21 protein-coding genes are annotated in these 22108 nt (G+C 56.5%); 16 read left to right on the top strand and 5 right to left on the bottom strand.

Annotated features, from left to right (window positions below):
- The first annotated feature begins 24 nt into the window (after nucleotides 1-24).
- On the top strand, nucleotides 25-528 hold the full coding sequence (locus CFT68_RS09275) for a CinA family protein (protein ID WP_088843154.1): 504 nt from the start codon (nucleotides 25-27) through the stop codon (nucleotides 526-528).
- A 14-nt stretch (nucleotides 529-542) separates the two neighbouring features.
- Here the strand turns inward: CFT68_RS09275 and CFT68_RS09280 are convergent, their stop codons facing one another.
- On the bottom strand, nucleotides 543-1583 hold the full coding sequence (locus tag CFT68_RS09280; RefSeq protein WP_088843155.1) for a hypothetical protein: 1041 nt from the start codon (nucleotides 1581-1583) through the stop codon (nucleotides 543-545).
- A gap of 185 nt (nucleotides 1584-1768) precedes the next feature.
- On the opposite strand from CFT68_RS09280, the gene CFT68_RS09285 reads away from it, so the two are divergent.
- Together CFT68_RS09285 and CFT68_RS09290 are read left to right on the top strand one after the other, a co-directional pair.
- Nucleotides 1769-3016 (top strand): zinc dependent phospholipase C family protein, encoded by a 1248-nt coding sequence (locus CFT68_RS09285; RefSeq protein ID WP_170934745.1) that lies wholly within the window; start codon nucleotides 1769-1771, stop codon nucleotides 3014-3016.
- A 110-nt stretch (nucleotides 3017-3126) separates the two neighbouring features.
- Nucleotides 3127-3876 carry a peptidylprolyl isomerase gene (locus CFT68_RS09290; protein WP_088843157.1) on the top strand — a complete coding sequence of 250 codons (750 nt, stop codon included), beginning with the start codon at nucleotides 3127-3129 and terminating at the stop codon, nucleotides 3874-3876.
- A 189-nt stretch (nucleotides 3877-4065) separates the two neighbouring features.
- Here CFT68_RS09290 and CFT68_RS09295 read toward each other — a convergent pair whose 3' ends face one another.
- Both CFT68_RS09295 and CFT68_RS09300 read right to left on the bottom strand, forming a co-directional pair.
- Complete coding sequence (locus CFT68_RS09295) at nucleotides 4066-4515, bottom strand: hypothetical protein (protein ID WP_088843158.1); 450 nt, start codon at nucleotides 4513-4515, stop codon at nucleotides 4066-4068.
- 108 nt (nucleotides 4516-4623) lie between these two features.
- Nucleotides 4624-6732: a M13 family metallopeptidase gene (locus CFT68_RS09300; RefSeq protein ID WP_088843159.1), complete on the bottom strand. Its 2109-nt coding sequence runs from the start codon at nucleotides 6730-6732 to the stop codon at nucleotides 4624-4626.
- Between the two features lie 408 nt (nucleotides 6733-7140).
- On the opposite strand from CFT68_RS09300, the gene xseA reads away from it, so the two are divergent.
- From xseA to CFT68_RS09340, 8 genes are all read left to right on the top strand, one after another.
- Complete coding sequence (gene xseA / locus CFT68_RS09305) at nucleotides 7141-8601, top strand: exodeoxyribonuclease VII large subunit (RefSeq protein ID WP_088843160.1); 1461 nt, start codon at nucleotides 7141-7143, stop codon at nucleotides 8599-8601.
- Between the two features lie 15 nt (nucleotides 8602-8616).
- The gene (xseB, locus tag CFT68_RS09310) at nucleotides 8617-8844 is read left to right on the top strand and encodes an exodeoxyribonuclease VII small subunit (protein ID WP_088843161.1); all 228 of its coding nucleotides are present in this window, start codon (nucleotides 8617-8619) and stop codon (nucleotides 8842-8844) included.
- A 193-nt stretch (nucleotides 8845-9037) separates the two neighbouring features.
- Nucleotides 9038-9409 (top strand): hypothetical protein, encoded by a 372-nt coding sequence (locus CFT68_RS09315; RefSeq protein WP_088843162.1) that lies wholly within the window; start codon nucleotides 9038-9040, stop codon nucleotides 9407-9409.
- A gap of 15 nt (nucleotides 9410-9424) precedes the next feature.
- Nucleotides 9425-10126 (top strand): hypothetical protein, encoded by a 702-nt coding sequence (locus CFT68_RS09320; RefSeq protein ID WP_141106504.1) that lies wholly within the window; start codon nucleotides 9425-9427, stop codon nucleotides 10124-10126.
- A gap of 157 nt (nucleotides 10127-10283) precedes the next feature.
- Nucleotides 10284-10694: a hypothetical protein gene (locus CFT68_RS09325; RefSeq protein ID WP_088843164.1), complete on the top strand. Its 411-nt coding sequence runs from the start codon at nucleotides 10284-10286 to the stop codon at nucleotides 10692-10694.
- Nucleotides 10695-10700: 6 nt separating this feature from the next.
- Nucleotides 10701-11483 carry a hypothetical protein gene (locus tag CFT68_RS09330; RefSeq protein ID WP_088843165.1) on the top strand — a complete coding sequence of 261 codons (783 nt, stop codon included), beginning with the start codon at nucleotides 10701-10703 and terminating at the stop codon, nucleotides 11481-11483.
- A gap of 53 nt (nucleotides 11484-11536) precedes the next feature.
- Complete coding sequence (locus tag CFT68_RS09335; RefSeq protein ID WP_088843166.1) at nucleotides 11537-12349, top strand: sensor histidine kinase; 813 nt, start codon at nucleotides 11537-11539, stop codon at nucleotides 12347-12349.
- On the top strand, nucleotides 12346-12762 hold the full coding sequence (locus CFT68_RS09340) for a response regulator (RefSeq protein ID WP_170934746.1): 417 nt from the start codon (nucleotides 12346-12348) through the stop codon (nucleotides 12760-12762). The genes CFT68_RS09335 and CFT68_RS09340 overlap by 4 nt, the downstream gene beginning before the upstream one ends.
- A 91-nt stretch (nucleotides 12763-12853) precedes the next feature.
- Here CFT68_RS09340 and CFT68_RS09345 read toward each other — a convergent pair whose 3' ends face one another.
- On the bottom strand, nucleotides 12854-13216 hold the full coding sequence (locus CFT68_RS09345; protein ID WP_088843168.1) for an MGMT family protein: 363 nt from the start codon (nucleotides 13214-13216) through the stop codon (nucleotides 12854-12856).
- Nucleotides 13217-13355: 139 nt separating this feature from the next.
- Between CFT68_RS09345 and CFT68_RS09350 the strand changes: the two genes are divergently transcribed.
- The 5 genes from CFT68_RS09350 (at nucleotide 13356) to CFT68_RS09370 (ending at nucleotide 20493) form a co-directional block, all read left to right on the top strand.
- A complete protein-coding gene (locus CFT68_RS09350; RefSeq protein ID WP_088843169.1) occupies nucleotides 13356-13859 on the top strand; it encodes a YciE/YciF ferroxidase family protein in 504 nt (167 codons plus the stop codon).
- Between the two features lie 239 nt (nucleotides 13860-14098).
- The gene (locus CFT68_RS09355; RefSeq protein WP_088843170.1) at nucleotides 14099-15280 is read left to right on the top strand and encodes an efflux RND transporter periplasmic adaptor subunit; all 1182 of its coding nucleotides are present in this window, start codon (nucleotides 14099-14101) and stop codon (nucleotides 15278-15280) included.
- Nucleotides 15281-15389: 109 nt separating this feature from the next.
- Nucleotides 15390-18479 (top strand): efflux RND transporter permease subunit, encoded by a 3090-nt coding sequence (locus tag CFT68_RS09360; protein ID WP_088843171.1) that lies wholly within the window; start codon nucleotides 15390-15392, stop codon nucleotides 18477-18479.
- 122 nt (nucleotides 18480-18601) lie between these two features.
- Nucleotides 18602-20050: a TolC family protein gene (locus tag CFT68_RS09365; RefSeq protein WP_088843172.1), complete on the top strand. Its 1449-nt coding sequence runs from the start codon at nucleotides 18602-18604 to the stop codon at nucleotides 20048-20050.
- A 251-nt stretch (nucleotides 20051-20301) separates the two neighbouring features.
- Nucleotides 20302-20493, top strand: a complete 192-nt coding sequence (locus tag CFT68_RS09370; RefSeq protein ID WP_088843173.1) for a hypothetical protein — start codon at nucleotides 20302-20304, stop codon at nucleotides 20491-20493.
- A 97-nt stretch (nucleotides 20494-20590) separates the two neighbouring features.
- Here CFT68_RS09370 and CFT68_RS09375 read toward each other — a convergent pair whose 3' ends face one another.
- A complete protein-coding gene (locus CFT68_RS09375; RefSeq protein ID WP_245815323.1) occupies nucleotides 20591-21850 on the bottom strand; it encodes a zinc dependent phospholipase C family protein in 1260 nt (419 codons plus the stop codon).
- Nucleotides 21851-22108: the final 258 nt, after the last annotated feature.

Here is a 22108-nt window from a genome sequence, read left to right on the forward strand (position 1 = left end):
AAGCGCTGCACTGTCTTTCTGGCTATGAAAAAACCGAACACCGAACTCCTGATCAAAGATTTTATCAAGCACAAGCTCACGCTGGCGCTGGCGGAAAGTTGCACCTGTGGCCTAGCGGCGGCCCAGTTGGCCTCAGCGGAAGGCGTGAGCGAAGTGTTGCTTGGTTCTGTCGTCACCTACCACACCGATGCCAAGCAGCATCTGCTCGGCGTCAAGAAAGCCACCCTCACCACCTACTCCGCCGAAAGCCAACAGACCACCAATGAAATGGCATTAGGGCTGCACCGCCAGCTCCCGGAGGCAGATGTATGCGTGGCCATTACGGGCCTGTGCGGCCCCGGCAAATCGGAAACGCCGGATAAGCCGGTGGGCACCGTGTTCGTGACGGTTCTGTTTAAAGGCCACGCCCACGAGTACCGCGAGCAGTTCGATGGCAACAGCGACGCCATTCGGCAGCAGGCCACCGAGTTCGTTTACCGCAAGCTGGCCGAGCTACTGGAGCGAGAGCAGGTAGCGCCTACTACCTAACTGGGATAAGTGGCCTAGCGCCGACGACCAGCCCGCCCGACTAACATCAGTTGCAGGTTCAGGCGCACGACGTCGCCCATGCTCCGGCAGGCCGTGAACAACTCCGTGGTGTGGTGCTGGTTGAGTTCCCGCTTCAGCTGCTCCACCTTATCCGGCGGCGAAATCTCGTCGCGGCGCATGCAGTCCATCAGGTCTTTGAGGCGGTAGCGCTCTGAGCGGGCCCGACGAGCCATCAGGGTGCGCTCTTCGGCTTGGTACTGCCGGATGGTTTCCGCCTCCAGCAGCTTGCTGCAGAGCATGACTACGGCGCGGTTGTCCTTGAAAAACTGGGGCATGTACATGGTTTTCTTACCCTCGTAGCTCTGCTGGTCGAAGTCGATGGCCCGCACTCGGTACTGCTCATCCTCAAAGTCGGGGGTAGCGACTACCACGTAATTATAGGCCCGCATATCGCCCAGGAGCCGGGCAAAGCACCGCTCATTAAACTTCACAAACTCCTTGGCAATGCGCACCTGGTTGAGGTGCGGCCGCTGCAGATGGTCTCGGATGAAATCGTCGCCCGGAATTCCTACAATATGCTCCTCAATCAGCGTATCCTCGTGCACGAGGTAATTCATACTATTCGGGGAGAGCAAATGCTCCAGTTCCAGGCCGTACACGCGGGAGGCATCGGCCCGCTTCACATAAAAATAATCGTAGTTGTCATTCAGCTGATTGACGATGCGCACCCGAAACGGATTGCTGTTGCCGAAGCGGCAATAATCGATGCGGTCGGCCAGCAGATGATCGGTGAAGGACAGGTCGCCGCCGGTCTTTAGCAAGGCATACACCTGGGCCAGGCCTTCACTTAGTTCGCGCAGGGCCTGGGGCTCATAAAACACGGTTTCCCAGAGCGTATCGCGGTCCTGGCGGTCGAGGAGCGGGAAGCTGCCGCTGGTGCGCGTGAGCTCGGCGTAGGTGACGGGCAGGCGCGTTTCCCGATCGTACTGGTGCAGGTAGTGGCGCAGGCGCTTGGCAATCGGGTAGTTGAGCTTTTTGCGGGAAATGACGGTCAAGGCAGAGCAGGAACAGGTGGGCAGATAACACCCCTAACGCGGGAAAAGCCAAAAGGTACATGCTTTCGTGCAGCCCCTAACCCATTCCAACTCATGGCTTCAGCAAAAGCCAGAATTCCTGCATCATGGAAACGTCAAATTGCCGAACTTTGGGCTGCCGCGAGTTGCGGCTTGTTTGCGCTGCTATGAAAAAACTACTGCTCACTCTTTTAGTCGTTTTGGTTTGCCCGCTGCTGTCGCAGGGTTGGGGCTTCTTTGGCCATCGCACCATCGCGCAGCTATCGGTATATGCGTTGCCGAGCCCCATGCGGAGTTTTTACTTCCGCCACATGGCCGAGCTGGTGAAGCGCAGCACCGCGCCCGATGAGCGCCGCGAGGCCGACCCCAGCGAGGCCCCCCGGCACTTCATCGATATGGACCACTTCGGCGACAACCCCTTCGGCCTTATGCCCAAAACCTGGGACAAGGCCGTGGCCAAGTACACCGCCGATACGCTCCGCAAGTACGGCACCGTGCCCTGGACCGTGATGGACGTGAAGGAGCAGCTCACGGAGGCCTTCCGCAAGCGCGATACCGTAGCCATCATCACCCTTTCGGCCGATCTAGGCCACTATATCGGCGACGCTTTCGTGCCCCTGCACACCACGGAGAACTACGACGGGCAGCTCACGAAGCAGGAAGGCATTCACTCGCTCTGGGAAAGCAAGCTGCCCGAGCGCTTTATTGCCAAGTATAAGCTTGACGCTGAGGCGGGCAAGTACCTGAAAGACCCGCAATCGTCCATCTGGCAGGTTGTGCAGGAGTCGTACGGCTTCTTGGGGGCTACCTTCGATCTGGAGGAGGACGTGACGCGCAAGTACACGCCCGAAACCAAGTATGTGTTCTCGCACAAATACGGCAAAACCCGCCGCGCCTACTCCGATGCTTTCGCCGATGCTTACCACGAGAAAGTAGGCGGCCAGGTGGCCTACCGCCTTAAAGGAGCGCCTACCCTGGTGGCCTCTATGTGGATGACCGCCTGGCGCGACGCCGGCAGCCCCGACCTCAATGCGCTGCTCACAAAGAAGCCTAGCAAAGAAGAGAAGGAGAAGCTGGATCTGGAGCTGAAAGCGTTTGATAAGAACGAGCTGGTAAGCCAGCAGATTCTGATTGCCCTGCAAAAGGAGAAAGTAGAAGCCCGGCCCGACCTCATCAATGCGGCCAAAGACATGGCCCCCATTGTGGACGAACCCGCTCCTGCTCCGGCCGTTCCTGCCGGCTCGCCGATACCCGGGGCACCGGCCGTGCCCGCGGGCACCAACAAGGTGAAGGTGAAAACCAAAGCGCCCGATGCGCCGACACAAAAGGAGAAAACGAAAACCGAGCAGCCTGCCAAGAAAAAGAAAAAAGCTTCTTCCGATGGCTGGGACACCCCGGCCGGATCTGGCTGGTAAAAACGCATTACTCCCTGAAACGGATATTTTTGGGTGCGGTCTTCAACTGAAGACCGCACCTTTTGCGTTCTTGCCCGTTTGCTGCTGCCTAGGCCACCTTCTTTCTACCTATGAAACTTCTTGCCACCACCCTGTTGCTAACGGCCGCGCTGGCCACTGCCTGCAACCGCAACCAGCCTGAAACTGTCGACGCGCCTGCAGTGCCCCCCACCATTCCGGGGCCCGACCTGATGCAACTTTCGGATTCTGGCGGGGTGGCGGAGCGCGAGATACTGGCCTACGGACAGCAGTACCCGGCTACGGAAGTCATCATGCACACCCGACTGGGCGACATGCGCATCAAGCTCTACGACGACACGCCCCTGCACAAAGCCAACTTTCTGCTGCTGAGCCGCAAAGGCGTGTTCGATGAGACCGTATTTCATCGGGTGGTGAAAGGCTTTGCCATTCAGGGCGGCAACTCCAACTTCCGCACTATCCGGATGCGGGAGTACCATTTGAAGCCCGAGATTCGGCCGGCGCATTTCCACAAGTACGGCGCCCTGGCCATGGCCCGCTACGACGGCGCCCAAAACCCCGGCAAGCTGTCTTCTAACAATGATTTCTACATTGTGCAGGGCCAGAAAATGACGGCCGCCCAAGCCAAGGCTTCCGCCGCCCGCCCGCTCACGCCGGAGCAAGTGAAAGTCTACACCACCGTCGGCGGCACCCCTGGCCTAGACGGCGAATACACGGTTTTCGGAGAAGTTATCGAAGGCTTCGATGTCATTGATAAAATTGCAAATGAGCCGCTGGACCCTTACAACTGGCCTAAGAAGGACGTCAAGATTAAAATGGAAGTGGTGGAGCCGAAGAAGTGAGCAGCTGGTGGCTGAAGAAGTGGCCTAAGCCGCTTTCCCCTAGCCACAGCACGTCATCCTGAGCAGCGCGAAGGATATTACTACGCCGGAACGACTGGCCTAGTGCCTCGTGCTGACATGACAAGATCCTTCGCGCTGCTCAGGATGACGTGCTTTAGCGTACTCTACCTATCCTCGGTCCCACACAGATTACGGTCGTTGCACCGCAATCAGGCGGGAGTGCAGCACGTCACCGGGCTGTTCCTGCAGGAGTTCCAGGGCTTCGGCGCGGGTATAGGTCATTTTATCCGTGGAGTAGAAGTCGGGGGCGTTGCTATCGGCTTGTGGGCCTGCTACTTCCTTTTTAGCGGGGTGCAGGTCTATTTCGTTGGGGCGCACAGCAAACACTTGGTAGAAATAGTAGCGCTGCTCCGTGGTGTTGCGCGGCTGAAACTGCACCACATACACGTCGCCCACCTGCGGGTTTTGGAGCTGCGCCGTTAGGGCCGCATCGGTGGCTACTACTGGCCTAGCGGGCGCGGGCTGCACTTCTGGAGAAGCCACCGTAGCGGTTTGCTCTGATGATGGTTTGGAATTGCAGGCGCTCAGTAGTGCGGCACTCAGAAGCAGCGGGCTCAGCAATCGGAAAAATGAATTCATACGGGAAGGGAGAAAGGCAAAGTTTGTCGGTAACGGACTAAACGCAAAAAAGGTGGCCTACGCGTGTAGGCCACCTTTTTAGATAAGGCAACTAGTGCAGGCCGTGGCCTACCACACTTTAGCGCGGTCAGCTTGGGCGCGCACCATCTTGGCGTCGTCCTTGCAGCCGAATGCCTCGAAGAACTCGGGCATGTTCATCAGCGGACCGCTGGTGCGGTACTGCGCTGGCGAGTGTGGGTCCGTCATTACCTGCTGACGCAGGTACTCGGGGCGGGCGTTGGTGCGCCAGATCTGAGCCCAGGCCAGGAAGAAGCGCTGCTCCGGCGTGAAGCCATCGTACTTGGGGCGGGCGCTGCTGCCGTACTGCTTCTGGAGCTGCTTTTCCAGGGCCGTGTAGGCAATGTTGAGGCCGCCGAGGTCGGCGAGGTTTTCGCCCATGGTCAGCTTGCCATTCACGAACACCGAGTCAAGCGGCGAGAAGGCCGAGTACTGCTTGCCCACCATGTCGGCGCGCTGCGTGAACTTCTCGGCGTCTTCCTTGGTCCACCAGTCGCGCAGGTTGCCTTGCGAGTCGTACTGGCGGCCCTGGTCGTCGAAGCCGTGCGTGATTTCGTGGCCGATTACCGCGCCCATGCCGCCGTAGTTCACCGCGTCATCGGCTTTAGGGTCGAAGAACGGGGGCTGCATGATGCCGGCCGGGAACACGATTTCGTTCATCGGCGGGTTGTAGTAAGCATTTACCGTCGGAGGCGTCATGCCCCACTCACCGCGGTCAATCGGCTTGCCGAAGTGCTTGGCGTTATCAATGCTGGCCCACTCACGAGCGGCCAGCATGTTTTTCAGGTATGACTCGCGCGAGATGTTCAGGGCGGAATAGTCCTTCCACTTGTCGGGGTAGCCGATTTTTACCGTGAAGGCGTTCAGCTTCTGCAGCGCTTCTTTCTTGGTCGCCTCGCTCATCCATTCTGACTTCTGGATGTGCTCACCCATCGCCTCCCGAATGTTGCTGACCATCTCCATGGCCTTCTGCTTGGTTTCGGGCGTGAAGGCCTTGTCCACGTAGAGCTGGCCGAAGGCTTCACCCAGAGCGCGGTCGGTAGCGCCGTTCATGCGCTTCCAACGGGGCTGCTGGCGCTTGGCGCCCGTGAGCACCTGCGCAAAACGGAACTGCTCGTCGCTGAACGCTTTCGGCAGGGCCGAAGTCACGGACGAGGTCAGGTGCCAGCGCATGTAGGTTTTCAAGTCGGAAAGGGGCTCCTGCTTCAGCATGGCGCTTTCCTCCTTGAAGAAGGCGGGCTGGCCTACGATGATTTCCTTGGCAGCACCCACCTGCATTGCCTTGAGAGCCGTGGGCAGACCCAGATTCGGGAACTGCTTATTGGCCTCGGCTACGGTCATTTTGTTGTAGTTAGCATAGGGGTCGCGCAGGTCTACGCGGCTCTTGCTGGCCTTGGCGAGGCGCGTTTCGAGACGCATTACGGTAGCGGCATTTTTAGCAGCGGCAGCCTCGTTGTCGCCCAACATCTTGAAGGTGTTGGTCAGGTACGTGGTATACGCAGCCCGGATGCCTTTGGAGCGGGCATCATCCTTTAGGTAGTAATCGCGGTCGGGCAACGACAAGCCGCCCTGACCGATTTGCACGGCGTATTCGGTGCTTTTCTTTTCGTCAGGACCCACATAGCTGCCGAAGAAAGCGCCGCTTCCTAACAGCTGCTGGCGGGCAATTTCTGCCTGCAGGCCTTTCAAATCTTTGATGGCCGAAATGCGCGCCAGCTCTGGCTGCAGGTATTTCAGGCCCGCTTTCTCAATCGCCATCGAGTCCATGGCCGTGGCATAGTAGTCGCCTACTTTCTGCTCATTAGAGCCCTTGGCGGCCGAGGTGTTGCCCGCGGCATCCTGCAGAATCTGCCGCATCACGGCGTTGTTCTTGTCGGCCAGCTCATTGAACGAGCCCCAGCGCACTTCAGCGGCTGGAATGGGGTTGTTTTTGAGCCAGTTGCCGCTCGCAAACTGGAAGAAATCGGAGCAGGGGTCTACCGATTTGTCCACGTTGGCTACGTTCAGACCAACGCCGGGCGTCATGGCTTCCTCGGCGGGCGCAGCCGTGGTAGTGGCCGCTGCAGCCGTGGGGGCGGCAGTTTTGCTCGACGCGCAGCCTGCCAGGGCCAAACCTGCGGCCGCTACGGCGGCTAGGGTCAGGCTATTACGGTTTTTCATATAGGAGAAGTGTGGTGTGGGAAGGTTCGAATGCGAAAACCAAGGTAAGCGAAAAACCTTATTGCGTTGCGGTATAGTCCATTCTGCCAAGCCTTTTGCGGAACGCAAAGACAGCGCTAGGCCAGTAGGTGTTGCACAGTAGCCTTCGCCATCCATCTATACTAAAGCTTACAAGCTAGTTCCCCTCCTCAGCCGAGGAGAGGTTAGGGGTGGTTGACAATCGTTGAATCTCTTTTCACTAAGTAGTCTTGGCTCTAGAAATCGTTCTAACCACTTCAACTACCCCTAGCCCCTCCTTAACTGAGGAGGGAAACTAGTGCTTTAGCTTCTAGTTCACATTACAGTCTGTAGCCCATCAAACTCACTATTTCACTATCTCTCCATTTCACCTTTCGTAACTTGCAGGCTATGCCACTGTACAACCGTCGTCCGGATCCAGGCCTTTCCGCTCTGCCGCCTGCCGCGCTGCCGCTGGCGGAGCTGCTGGCCCGCGTGCGCCAGACCCTGAGCGAGCGGTTTGCGGAGTCCTACTGGGTGCTGGCCGAAATTGCCGACCTCACCGTGCCGCGCTTCGATGGGGCGCATTGCTACCTCACCCTCTCCGATCAGCATACCACCGCGCGCGGCGCCCAGCTCAAAGCCCAGGCCCGCGCTACCATCTGGAGCCAGCGTTATCAGCAGCTGGCACCTGCCTTCGAGCAGCAAACTGGCCTAGCCTTAAAAGTGGGCTTGAAAGTGATGCTGCGTGTGCAGATCAAATTTCACGAGCAGTTTGGCCTCTCGCTGGATGTTGTGGCCCTCGACCCCACCTATACCGTCGGTGACCTGGCCCGGCAGCGGCTGGAAACGCTGCGGAAGCTGGAGGCCAAAGGCCTGCTGGAGCGCCAGAAGCGCCTGACGCTGCCCCTGGGCGTGCAGCGCGTGGCCGTTATCTCCTCACCTACGGCGGCGGGCTGGCAGGATTTCGTGCAGCAGCTGCGCGAGGCGCCCTACGATTTTGCCCTCACGCTCTTCCCAGCCTCCATGCAGGGCGACGACTCGCCGGCCAGCATCCGGACGGCGCTGGCCGCCATCAAGCTGCGCCGACGCGAGTACGATGCCGTCGTGATTATCCGGGGCGGGGGCTCCAAAACCGACCTGCTAGCCTTCGACGACTATGGCCTAGCCGCCGCCGTAGCCGCTTTTCCGCTGCCCATTCTCACCGGGATTGGCCACGAGCGCGATGAAGCCGTGGTAGACCTCACGGCGCACACGTCCCTCAAAACTCCCACCGCCGTAGCCGCCTTCCTGATAGAGCGCCTGGCGCGCCTCGAAGCCGCCCTGGAAGGCTACGGGGGCCGTATTCGGGAACTGGCCCAGGCCCGCGTGCAGGATGCCGTAGGCCACTTGCAGCGCATATTGCGCCGCGCCCACCAGGAGGCCCGCCAGCAGCTTTCCGGGCACCGCGAGGAGTTGCACCAGCGTATTCGGCTGGCGGCCGCCGCGCCGCGGGCCCAGCTGCGCCAGCAGGAGCAGCAGCTTACGCGCCGCCGCCACCAGCTGCACCGGGCGGCGCAGAGTGGCCTACGCGGCCAGGAAGCCCGGCTGCGTACGTTTGGCCGGGCGCTGGCCCAGCGGTTTCGGCGGCTGCACCGCCGCCGCTGCGAGCAACTACTGCACCGCCGGTTTCAGCTGCAGCTCGCCGCCGAGCGCCTCCTGCACCAGGCGGAGGTACGTTTGCTCCAGGTTCAAATTCCGACCACAGCGGCGCCTTTGCCTCTCGTGCCGGCTCCGACGCCTACTCGCTCCAAAGCTGTTTCCAGCCCTGCGCCGAAGCGGGTAGCGGCTGCTACGCCGGCGGAGGGCCAGCTTCCTTTATTCTTATCCTAGCGCTTTCGTTTTCCCATGCCCCAACCCATCACCTACCGCCAAGCCATCGAAGAGCTGGAAACCATCCTGCGCGCCCTCGAAACCGATTCTGTGGATGTGGATGACCTCACGGCCCGCGTCCAGCGCTCCGCCGAACTGATTCGGCTGTGCAAGCAAAAGCTGCGCTCCGCCGAGTCGGCCATCGACCAAGTATTCGAGAACCTCGACGACGAGGAAGAGCTAGACAAGCCCGAAGAGGAATAGGCCTAGGCCACTCTTCCGGCGCGCAACAGCTCCTGCCTGTAGCTGCTAGGCCACTTTCCCAATGCTGGTAACTGCTGCCGCTATTAGCATCTCGTTAGGCCAATACCCCGAATATTCTCGGCTTTCCTATCTGTAAGATTAGGATACTAGTATATTTACCCGCCCTATTTTTCTTACTCCCTACACACCTAGTATGAAGTCCCAACCCTCAGACGCGTCTCCGGAACTGACCCAAGCCAGCCAGTGGACCCGCAACTTTCGCAACCAAAACCCAGGCGCCCCCAAGGGCCACTGCATTAAGAAGTCGCAGCTAGATGCTATCCTAGGCCAGCCCGGTTGTGAAGGCATTAGAGTGTATTATGGCCTAGATGATGCCGGCAACCGCAAGCTTGTCATGGTAGGCATTGATGCCGATGAGAACGATATCATCAGCACTACCACAACGGCAGCACTACGGACGGCTTCATCAGATGTAGAAAGTGCGGATACTGCTTCAGTTTCTGTTGCGACTGATTTTCCTCCCTGCCCTCCCTGCTGCAGTATTGAGAACCCTTTGAATTCATAATCTAAAGAGGTATTCATGCCCTCTTGGTTAGTCCAATTTGGTCCTTATTTTGACCTAATCGCAGGTTGCTCCATGCTTATTCCCACTGGGATGGCATGGAGCCGTCGGGCTTATTTGACAGGTGGCCTACGCCCGCTAGCTATTCTACCTGGATTCTTATTTGCCTCTTATTGGCTAATGCAGCTAGGCATATATCTCTGGCACTACAACATTGCTATTGCACATCTAAATACAGTGGTAGAATCTTTGATCCTCATTCAAGTTTACCACGACAATGCAAAAAAATTAAAGCAACGTCAGGTAATACGCTGGCTGATGTTTGCATTTGCATGCTTTGCTTTGGCAGACTCCTTTTTTATTGAAGGGTTCGACCAAATAAATTCGTACACCAATTTATTCGAAAGTATTTTAGTTAGCGTACTTATATTAGCTTATTTCGAAGAATCTGTTTTTATTCATCATAAAGACAATTTATTTAAAATACCACTCTTTATTGCTTCCATAGGTGTTTTATTATATTTGGCTGGAACAGTAATGCTTTACCTATTCAGTGAATATCTTATTAAAATAAATGACCTGCATACATACCGGGCATTTTATTCATTTAATAGCTTTCTATTTTTTGTACTGGCAATGCTCCTGACGCGTGCGTTTTATTTAGTAAAGCCACCACAACCAAAAATCCTGGAACAGAAATGGGGCGCTAGAGTGGCCTAGCTGATAAGCTAAGACCTGAGGCTACTCGATTTCGTGTATGCTGTTTTCTGGGCAAATTATGTAGGCACGCATTTCACAGCCTGTAGACCGCCTATATTTGGTAGGACGTTGCGGCTATGCCGTTCATCTACCGTCTATTGCCCTCTATTACCTCCGCATGCTCCCCAACGACCCAGTTCCTGGCTTCGACCCCAATGCGGGCAGCCCCATTCCGGCTACTACTGCCGAGCAGTGGACTGCCAACTACCGCGACCAACCGCTCACGGCGGAGGAACAAGCCGGTTCCAAACGCATTAAGGCCTACTACTTTGGTAATGAATTCCTGAATACGGTTCAGCAACAGGAGCATTGCGTAGGCCTACGCTTCTATATGGGCCTTGAAAAAGACCTCAATGGCGACAAATCCAAAGACAACTATCAGCTTATTGTAGTGGGTGTTGACAAGGATGGACATGATATCGTACCGCGCACGCAAGCAGATGGCTCAGTGCAAGGTATGGATGGCATTGTAGGGGATGGATCTGCTAAATGCCCAGACAACTGCGACCCTACAAGTCCGCTTAACTAGGACCAAATGGGTGGCTGGTTCGAGTCTGTTGCTTCGCTGTTAACTAGGTCTACCGCCTTGTTAACCATGATTCCCTTGGGTATTATGCTGTATCGTAAGCCAGCCTTTCCCTTAGAACTTGGGTTGATACCCTATTATATAGGAGCAGATGTATTTCTAGCCCTTTGTGACAGAGTGGGCAAATCCTACTTTCGAAACAATGTTCCGGTTTTTCATTTTTCGACTCTATTTGACATTACATTCATCATTTTTACCTATATCAGAATATTCCCCGCCGATAAGAAGAAACCAATTATGGCTGTGTGGATAGTATTCCTGGCAATATGGCTTGTAAGCGGATTGACCATCGATCATTTTACCAAAGACTTAAATACGATAAGCAGAATTTTTGGCAACGGCTTTGTAGTGATATTATCCATCAGCTACATAATGCAGATTTTTTCGTTTAAGTCAGGAAGCAATGACCGGGAAGCAACCCTGCTGTTTTCCTTATTTGCATTTCTATACTACAGCTGTTCGACAACTGCTATTTTGTTTCAAGATTTGCCAAGGTATGAGATATTCAAAGGGATATTTATGCCAAGCAAAAGTTTTCAAATATTTGCGGCAAGTCCTTATCCTATCGTCAGGTTAGTCCAGATTACTCTGATGGTAAAAATGCTAATCGTTCTCCCCACCCACATCACCCCGCGCAAGGCGCTGCCGAAGTGGCTGCGGTTTCGGCTGGGATGGCGGCCGCCCACGGAGCCGCCGCAGTATCGGGTGTTGCCCGCGCACTTAGTCGGATAAAACCCTGTATCTTGGGAATCTGAATATTTTTTATCGGTTGCTGCCTACTATCAATGCCCGACGCGCTTATTCCGTTGGTTCTCGTTACGCCCATCCTGCTGCTGCTGGCCTTGGGCATCGTGGGCTTTGTTGTGCGCTACCAACGGCGCCTTCTACAGCAACAGCAAGAGTTCCAGGCCTTACAGGAAGTTGCTCAGCAGCAGGCCCTAGAGGCCGCTCTGCTAGCCCAAGAAGAAGAACGCCGCCGCATAGCCGGTGATCTGCATGATGGCGTGGGCACCACCCTGGCCATTGTGAAGCTGCACCTGAATATTCTGGCCCAGCCCGAGCTAACCCAAGAAGCCTCGGCCCTGCTCGACCAGGCCATTGGGGAAGTGCGTCGTATTTCGCGCAACCTGCTGCCAGCGGCGCTCCAGAAATTTGGGTTGCCCTTCGCGCTGGATGCGCTGGCCCGCACTATGCCTGCCGACGGCCCCACCCACGTCGTGCTCGACCAACTGGGCAATCCGCGCCGCCTCGACCCGAAGTACGAGTTGATTGTGTACCGCGTGGTGCAGGAGCTGCTCGGCAACGGCCTACGCCACGCCCACGCGGCCCTCATTGAGATAAAAGTAGATTTCGGGGTCGATAGCCTGGCCATTGCCTACACCGACAATGGTATCGGTTTCGACCCCACCATTACGGAAAACCAACCTGCACCCGGCGTACGCATGGGCCTGGGGCTCACCAACCTACGCAGTCGCGTAGCCGTACTACGCGGAACCCTGCGCCATGAGTCGGCTGCCGGGGAAGGGAGCCGCGTATGGATTACGTTGCCTATTCCAGTTATTGCTACCAACCAGCCCTCTACCCTCACCTTTGCATGAGCACACCTATGATTCATCTGGCCGTAGTTGACGACCACATCCTGTTTCGCAAAGGCTTGAGTGCCCTCATTAGCGGCTTTCCTAATATGGAGGTTCTCTTCGAGGCCGGCGACGGCCAGGAGGCCCTCGAACGCCTCGACCAGGGCCTCGTGCCCGACGTGGTACTCATGGACCTGCAAATGCCCGTGCTCGATGGTCTCCAGACCGTGCGCCTGTTGCGGGTGCAATATCCGCAGGTGCGTACCATCATCATCTCCATGCACGATGAGCCCGAGCTTATTGACAGCCTGCGCGCCGAAGGCGCCCACGGCTACCTGCTCAAAAACGCCAGCCCCGAGGAAGTACACCGCGCTATTCTGAGCGTGCTAGGCCAGGATACTCCCGCTTCGCGCATCATTTCGGCGCGGTTCTAGGCCACTTACAACGCACCGGAAGCAAGAAGCTTCCGTTACAAGAAAAAGCCGCTCCAGTAGGAGCGGCTTTTTCTGTTCTAGGCCAGTCTGGCTACATCAATTCTGTGGTGGGGTCCCAGAAAAGCTTCTTGAATTCCACCACCTGGTCGTCCTGCACGCGCACGCCTTCGGCTTCCAGGGCCTCCTGCATGGCGGTGGGCGTGGCAAAATGGTGGCGGCCGGTTAGTAGCCCGTTGCGGTTTACCACGCGCTGGGCCGGCACTTGCTCCAGGCCTAGCGAGGGAGCGGCGGCTATCAGGGCGTAGCCCACCATACGGGCTCCGTGCCTAGCCCCCAGGTAGTGCGCAATAGCTCCGTACGTACTCACACGGCCCGCCGGAATAAGACGCACCACCTCGTGCACATCCTGAAAGAAATTACGTTGCGTTCCGGAGGGGTCAGCGAGAGTTTTCATGGGCAGTAAGCATCGTTTGAGACGCGCAAAATACAGTTATCGGCTCATCTGCACGCAAGCCCGACCATAACCACCGCCGCCGGGCAGCGTACGGACAGGGAGTATATTTTCCACTCACCTTTCTGTACACGCTACGATTATGGGAATCTTCTCGGATAAGCTTACGACCCTCGACGACCTGCTGCACGAGCAACTACGCGACCTATACAGCGCCGAAAACCAGTTGGTGAAGGCCTTGCCGGATATGGCCGATGCTGCGCAGGATGCCCGCCTGAAGCAAGCCTTTCAGACCCATTTGCAGGAAACGAAGAACCAGGTAGCCCGCCTGGAGCAGATTGGCCGCGAGCTGAATCTGGACCTGGATGGGCACACCTGCAAAGCCATGGAAGGGCTGCTGAAAGAAGGCAAAGACATGATTCATGAGGATGCCACGGCCGAGGTGAAAGACGCCGGCCTGATTGCCTCAGCCCAGCGGGTAGAGCACTACGAAATAGCCGGCTACGGCACGGCAGCGCATTATGCTGAGCGCACCGGTCATGCCCAGGCCGCCACCCTGCTCCGGCAAACGCTGGCCGAAGAGCAAAGCACCGACACCAAGCTTAACGACCTAGCTAAAAGCTCAATTAACCAGAAAGCACTATAGGCCTAGGCCTGTTTTCAACAAAAGGAGCCTGCAACCTGCAGGCTTTTTTTGTGTCTTACCCCCATTGCAGGCTAAACCCTCAGGTGCAGGCTAAACCCTCAGGCCTTTTCTGTGTCTTAACTAGGTTGCAGTCTTCCTGCTTCGGATAAAAGCAAACCCAAAACCTGCGGTTCGCGTTGTCTCTTTTGCCTGTCTGATTCCAGACGATTTTATCAAGTTGGGACCCACCCCCTTATTTCATGCAAACCCAAGAACGCGAACCACAACTAGCTACTACCGAAATGGATACACCTCGCTCCGGTGGTGCTGGTCGGCGGATACTTTGGCTAATTATTACCCTGGCCGTATTAGCGGCCCTGGTTTTCATTAAGATGAAGTATTTCCCTTCCCAAAGCGCGGAGAAAGGTGGCGGCGGCAAAGGGGCAGCCGGCGGTGGCAAAGGAGGCCCGGGCGCAGCTGGTGCAAAGGGCGGCGCAGGAGGTGGCCAGAAACTGCCGGTACAGGTGTATGTGGTGAAGGCCACCAACCTCTCGGATCAAGTGGCGGCCACCGGCTCCATTCTGGCCGAAGAATCGGTAGTCATCAAGAGCGAAATCTCGGGCAAGATTACCAACCTCAATATCCGGGAAGGCCAGCCGGTGCGGAAAGGGCAACTGCTGTTTTCCATCAACGCCGACGAGATACAGTCGAACCTGCGCAAGCAGGAGTACAACATCAAGCTTTTCCGCGACCAGGAGCGTCGCCAGCGTACTCTGCTGGACAAGGAGTACATCAGTGCCCAGGAGTACGAGCAGGCCAACAACCAACTGCTCACGGCCCAAGCCGATTTGCAGACCTTGCGCGCTTCTTTGGCCAAAGCCTACGTGCGGGCTCCTTTCGATGGTGTGCTGGGCCTAACCACCGCTACTGTGGGCACCTACGTGAGCCCGGGGGCTGAAATCACTACGCTGTCCAAAGTAAAGCCAGTGAAAATCAGCTTTACGGTTCCCAGCCGCTTTGCCAATCTGGTAAAGACCAACGACCAGATTACCATCACCGATGAGGCTTCCAACAAGAAGTTTCAGGCGAATGTATATGCTCTTGACCCGCAGATTGACCCGGTAAGCCGGACCCAAACGGTGCGGGCCCGCTACGCCAATACCAACAATGAGCTACGCCCCGGTGCCTTCGTGAAGGTGAACCTGCAGTTGGGAGAATCGACGGATGCCTTACAGGTGCCTACGGAATCAGTAATACCAGAGGCCGCCGGCTACAGCGTGTACACCGTGAAAAGTGGCAAGATGGTACCGAAGAAAGTGAAGATTGGGGTTCGCTCGGCGAAGCTGATTCAGATTACGGATGGCCTAGCCGTGGGTGATACCGTTCTACGGACCGGTATTCTGCAGGTGAAGCCCGGGGACGCAGTGAAAATCGTTAAGTAAAGCAATAGCAAGATGGCTGGCAGAATACGGCGCGGCGTCTCGCAGCAGCTGTTTCTCTCTCTGCTAACCATCCCGTTTTTTAGTGCGAGACTCTGTGTGCATTTGACGTATGAGCTTATCCTCCACCAGTATAAATCGGCCAGTGCTTGCCATTGTGATGAGCCTGGTCATCGTGATTTTCGGGGTGATTGGGTTTCGTTACCTAAGCATTCGGGAATATCCGAGCGTTGACCCGCCCATCATTACCGTATCGGCCAGCTATACCGGCGCCTCCGCCGATGTAATGCAGGGACAGGTAACGGAGCCGCTGGAAGAAGCCCTGAACGGTATCCAGGGCATCAAGAACCTGACCTCGAACAGCCGCGACGGCCGCACGCAGATTACGGTTGAGTTTGACCTCGACGCCGACCTGGAAACGGCCGCCAACGACGTGCGCGACAAGGTTTCGGGGGCGCAAGGCCGCCTCCCGCGCGACATTGACCCACCGGTAGTGAGCAAGGCCAACGCGGACTCGCAGCCGATTGTGATGACCTACCTGAGCAGCGACCGGCGCAACCTGCTGGAGCTGACGGACTACGCCAACAATACCCTTAAGGAGCGCCTCCAGACTATTCCGGGTGTTTCGGAGATTCGGGTATATGGCGAGCGGAAGTACTCCATGCGCCTTTGGCTAGACCCCGTGAAACTATCTGCCCTAGGCGTGTCGCCGGTAGATGTGCAGGCCGCCCTGACCCGGGAGAACGTAGAGCTGCCCAGTGGGGCCGTGCAAGGAGAAGCCACCCAGCTTACCCTACGCACCATGGGCCGCCTGACAACTATCGAAGACTTTAATAACCTGATTATTCGTCAGGATGAGTCGTCTCTGGTCCGGCTGTCTGACATCGGCTACGCGGAGCTTTACCCCGAAAACGACCAGACCATCTTCAAGGTGAACGGCGTGCCCATGGTAGGCCTAGCGGTAATTCCGCAGCCGGGCTCCAACCAGATTGACATTGCCGACGAGTTCAACAAGCGCATCGAACTCTACGGCAAAGACCTTCCGAAAGACTTGGTGCTAAAGCCCGGTTTCGATAACTCGGTCTTTATCCGCAAATCCATCAATGAGGTAGAGCATACCATCATTGAGGCCTTTGTGCTCGTGGTTATCATCATCTTCCTGTTCCTGCGCGACTGGCGTTCTACCATTATTCCGGTAGTAGCTATTCCGGTGTCGTTGGTGGGTATCTTCTTCGTGATGTACCTGATGGACTTCTCCATCAATGTGCTCACGCTGCTGGCTATTGTGCTAGCTATTGGCCTGGTGGTGGACGACGCTATTGTGGTACTGGAGAATATTTACTCTCGGATTGAAGAAGGCGAGGACCCCAAAACGGCGGCTATCAAAGGCTCGGAAGAGATTCTGATGGCCGTTATTAGTACCACTATTGTACTGGCGGCGGTGTTCCTGCCGGTGGTTTTCCTGACGGGTATCACCGGTCGTCTGTTCCGGGAGTTTGGTATTGTAGTAGCCGGCTCTGTCTTGATTTCGGCCTTCGTATCCCTGACCCTGACGCCCATGATGTGCAGCGTGCTGCTCAAGCGGGAGGAAAAGCACAACTGGTTCTACCGCAAAACAGAACCCTTCTTCGTGAAGATGATTAGCGCTTACCAGGACAGCCTGGAAACCTTCCTGCGCAACCGCTGGCTGGCCTGGGTGGTGGTGGTAGGCACGGGAGTAGGCATCTGGTTCTTCATGAAGACCATTCCCTCGGAGTTGGCGCCTGTGGAAGACCGTAGCCGCGTGAATATCAACGCCACTGGCCCGGAAGGTGCTTCCTTTGAGTTTATGGATGCCTATATGGCTGATCTTACCAAACTGGCGATGGATAGTGCCGGTCCCAAAAACCTGAGCAGTGTGTTTGCCGTGACGTCGCCGGGCTTTGGCGGTGGCTCCAACTCCGGTACGGCCCGTGTGCTGCTCCTGGATGCGGATAAGCGTCCCCTGGAACAGCCGGTGATAGCCGACAAGCTAAGCGCCGGAGTAAAAAAGCTGACGGCGGCCCGTACTTCTGTTTCGCAAGACCAGAGTATCGGCGGTGGCGGCGGTGGCCTACCAGTGCAGTTTGTTATTCAGACCCAGGATTTTGATAAGCTGCGCACGGCCGTTCCCAAGTTCTTGGATGCCGCCCGCCAGGACCCCACGTTCCAGTTTGTGGACGTAAACCTGAAGTTCAACAAGCCTGAGCTACGCGTAAATATTGACCGGGAAAAGGCGCAAAGCCTGGGCGTTTCGGTGCAAAGCATCAGCCAGACGCTGCAGTCGGGCCTTAGCGGGCAGCGCTACGGATACTTCATCCGGGAAGGCAAACAGTACCAGATTATCGGGCAGGTAGCCCGCGAAGACCGCAGCCAGCCCCTAGACGTGCGCTTGCTCTCGGTGAAGAATGCCAACGGCGAGCTTATCCAGCTCGATAACGTAATCCGACTGGAGGAAAGCAGCACGCCGCCCCAGCTCTACCGCTTCAACCGCTACAACTCGGCTACCTTCTCCGCTTCTCTGGCTCCCGGCCGCACCCTCGGTGATGGTATTGCGGCCATGCAGGCCATTGCCGACAAAAACCTTGACGATACGTTCTCCACCGAACTATCCGGCGCCTCGCGCGACTTCCAGGAGAGTTCCTCATCGTTGGTGTTTGCCTTTGGCCTGGCACTGGTACTGATTTACCTGGTACTGGCCGCGCAGTTTGAAAGCTTCCGCGACCCGGTTATTATTATGGTGACGGTGCCGCTGGCACTGTCGGGCGCGCTGCTGAGCTTGTGGTACTTCAACCAGACGCTCAACCTGTTCTCTCAGATTGGTATTATCATGCTCGTAGGCCTGGTTACCAAAAACGGTATTCTCATTGTGGAGTTTGCCAACCAGCAGGTAGAGAACGGGAAAGACTACATGACCGGACTGATTGAGGGGGCTACTGCCCGCTTCCGCCCGATTCTTATGACCTCGCTTTGCGCCATTCTGGGTATTCTGCCCATTGCAGTTGCTTCCGGCGCTGGCGCCCTTAGCCGGCGGGCCATGGGTATTGGGGTAGTTGGCGGCCTGCTCTTTGCCACCGCCCTTACGCTGTATGTGGTGCCCGTGATGTACTCGTACTTCGCTACCGCTAAAAAGCATAAGCACCCCGCTAAAGAGGAGGAAGAAAAGAAAGCGGTACTGGCCTAGGCCACTCCGCCGCAGTCTTCTAGGCCACAAATCAGAGGTCTAGAAGACTGCACCCTACTCCTCACTCTTATCTGTTTTCTTGTACCGAGGAAGCTGTTCTTTAGATCTAGCATAGTTTTTCAATGCGTTTTTCGCTCCGTCGCTTTTCTGCTCTTCCCGTTTGGCTATTGCTGGCGTCGCCCTTTGCCGCCTACGCCCAGCAGCCCGTTCTGCCCTCCCGACAACCGGCCCAGCAACCCCAGGCAAAGCCCCAGACGCAGAAACCCGAAACCGTACCGACGGCGCCTCGCCTCACGCTGGCGGAAGCCATCCGTATCGGGCTGGAAAACAACTACGATGTTCGTCTTGCCCGCCAGGATGTGCGCGTAGCGGAGAACAACGTGACGCGCGGCAACGCCGGGCAGTTGCCGGTAGTGAACGGCAACGCGAGCCGCACCTTCAACATCAACAACACCCGCCAGCAGCGCGAGCAATCGAAACCCGTGGTCATCAATGGTGGCCGGGCCAATGCGCTCAACGCCAACGTAGCCGGTACCTGGACCATCTTCGATGGCCTTGGGATGTTTATTGCCTATGACCGGCTGAAAACCCTCGACCAAAGTCAGCAGCAGCTCACGCGTGCGACGGTGGAAGAAACCGCCGCCAACATCACCGATGCCTATTTTGTGGTGGTGCGGGAGGCAGGCAAAATCACTTCTATTGAGGAAGCGCTGAAAATCGGGCAGGCCCGCATCGATCTGACGCAGGCCCGCGTAGATGTAGGCGTATCGGCCAAAGTGGAAGTACTCACGGCCCGCGTAGATTACAACGCCGACCGTTCTCTGCTGATTCAGCAGCAGGAAGCCCTGCAAACCGCCAAGATCAACCTGAACACGCTGCTGGGCCGCACGCCCGGCATCGACTTTCTGCCCGCCGATTCTATTGTAGTTGCTACCACACTGAACCATGATGAGGTGCTGGCGGCCGTGAAGCAGAACAACCCACGTCTGCAGCAGGCCCGCCTGGGCACCGAAATTGCCACCTACGACCGGCGCCTGATTCGGGCGAGCCGTTTCCCACAGCTCGGCCTGACGGGCGGCTACGGCCTGACGCGCAACATCAACAATGCCTTCCTGATTAACACGGCCACGGGTAGTGTACTGGGCTCCAACGTGAACCGGGTATTTGGTCCCTCGTATGGCCTCACGGCTTCCATCCCGATATTCGACGGCTTTAACCGCAACCGACTGGAGCAAAATGCCCGCATTGCCGAAGTGCAAAGCCAGCTAGCCCTCGACCAGACCCAACTACAGCTGGATGCCCAGGCCGAACAGGCCTACGCCCAGTACCAGAACCGTTTGCAGTTGCTGGAGCTGGAAGAAGCCAACATCCTGCTGGCCCGCGAAAACGTGGCCATCACACTGGAGCGCTACCGGCTTGGTCTGCTCACGCCCCTGGCCCTGCGCGAAGCCCAGCGCACCCAGCTCGACGCCGAAGTGCGCCTGCTGGATATCCGCTACCAAGCCAAGCAGGCCGAAATTGTGCTGCGCCGCCTTAGCAGTGGCCTAGTGCTGGATGGAACGCCCCGCTAGGCCTGCTAGTGGCCTGTCGCCTGCCCAAATCCGCTCATTAGCTGATAAACTGAAAAGTCCTGGTTTGGTAGCCAGGGCTTTTCGTTTGTTAAGCAACTAGCACCATTTGGAGAGCAATTAGCACAGATCATCGAGAAGATGTGCACTACAGGCATCTGCCTGAGTATGTTTGGGAACCTTAAGCGCTAGAGCTGATCCGGAGCACCTGGCACACGAGCTATTCTTTGTACTCTCCTACCTCACCTGTTGCCATGCCCACTTCATTCTACCGCTTTTTCCTGCTGCTCGTTTTCGTGATGAGCACTGCCATTGTTTCTACTCCCGAAGCAACTGCCAAGCCTATCGGCTCACGCTTTCTGCCCAGCGTACGGGCCAAAATCAAAGGACATAACCGTCTGCATCGTCCGGTTTATCGTACCTACAAGTCGCACCGCGCTTACTAAGCCACTAGTGCTGTCATTACTAAAAAGCCGAGCCCTCAGTTAACTGAGGGCTCGGCTTTTTTCTGCTACACGATTTTTGCGAAGTGTTAGCGCTGTTTTACTGCAGCCGAAGCTCCCGCAGTTGCGCCAGGGCTTGCAGGGTTTCTTCGCGGGTCTTGGCCTTTTTTTCGTCCTCATTTACCGGAGCCTTTGGGGCCGGGCCAAAAAAGGAGATGATATTCTGCTGCAAGGGAGGCGTGATGCCTTCAAACTTGTTGGCGGCCAGCTTACGGAGCAGTTCGCCGTATGCTTCATCAGTGAGTTTATATTCGCCCACAACGGTCGGGCGGCCCGTATCGAAATCTGTGTTCGGCAATACTTGCGTTGATACTACAGTCGTATCGGTGGGCTCTTTCTCTACGTATTTGCAGTATTGGTCGCGCACCTCCAGGAAGCTTGCGAGAAAAAGCTTCTGGGCTTCGGGCGTGGGCAATTTGAAAGCAAAAGGCTTTAGCGGGCCGATTTTGGGTAATACACGCACGAAGTAGGACAGTACGCGGGCCCCCGTTCCGGGCGTCTCATAATCGGTGCCATACATTTCCTGGTACTCCTGCTCACTCTGTTTAAATACGTATTCCCGACGGCGGGCACGCGGGCTTAGGCGCCGAATGTCCTTTTTCTGCGACTGCCAAGCAGCACGACTAGCAATGGGAATGAGCGAGCGTACCGCGAAGCGGAAAGAGCCGATAGCCAGATCGACATTGAAGATTACTTTCCCCAACTCCAGGCCGTACGTTTTCTGGAACGCCCGCTCCAGCACCGGTTTGCTCACCTGAAACCCGATAAAGCGCTGATAATCGGCTGTGCGGTAGCGGCCGGCGGCTAGTTGAACCACATCGAAAGCAAACTCTAATTGCGTGTGCTGAATGGGTGCCTCCTCGTAGGTAATGTTGTTGCCGAATTTCTGCTGCAGCTCCGGATACACGGAGGGCATTGCCTTATTAGTGCCTTCGGGGTGGCCTACCACATCGGCCGTGTAGTGCGAAAGGCTGCCAAGCGCAAAGGCATACTCGTTGCGGTTGTGGGCCTCATTGAGCAGGTTGCGCACAAAATCACCAGATCGGACGTAGTGCGTAAGGTTGGTGAACAGCTCCGAGCCGAACGGATAAAACCCCATATCCTGAATGATGGAGCCACCGTAGGCGTAGCTTTTGGCCTCGATCAGCTGTTCTTCGGTGGCACCAGGGTAGCGCTTCTGCAGCATCGGCATCAGGCAGCGCTTCCAGGTAGAGTCGATGTTGGCTTGGTGCGAGAGAACGGAATAGCCGAAGGAAGAAAACGGCAGTGCCAGCAGAAAAACTAGTAAAACACGAAACATGGAGCGCATGGCAAAGAGGTCAATGCACCGCAAACGTGAGAAGACGGGTCTGCGTTGTCCAGCTTACTTTTCTCTGGTACAGCCGAGCTACAGGACCTGTAAATCACCAACTCAACGCCGGAAATCAATAGCTCCTTTCCTCCTCTCCTGGGCCTATTTGTCAAGCTGATTTTGCTCTGCTACTGGCCTAGGGAGCAACGTCCTTACCAGTTCCGCTTTTTAGAAAAGCTCTGAATTTCCCTCAGGTGGCCCAAGTGC

The sequence above is a fragment of the Hymenobacter gelipurpurascens genome (genome assembly GCF_900187375.1).
GTDB classification, from domain to species: Bacteria; Bacteroidota; Bacteroidia; order Cytophagales; family Hymenobacteraceae; genus Hymenobacter; species Hymenobacter gelipurpurascens.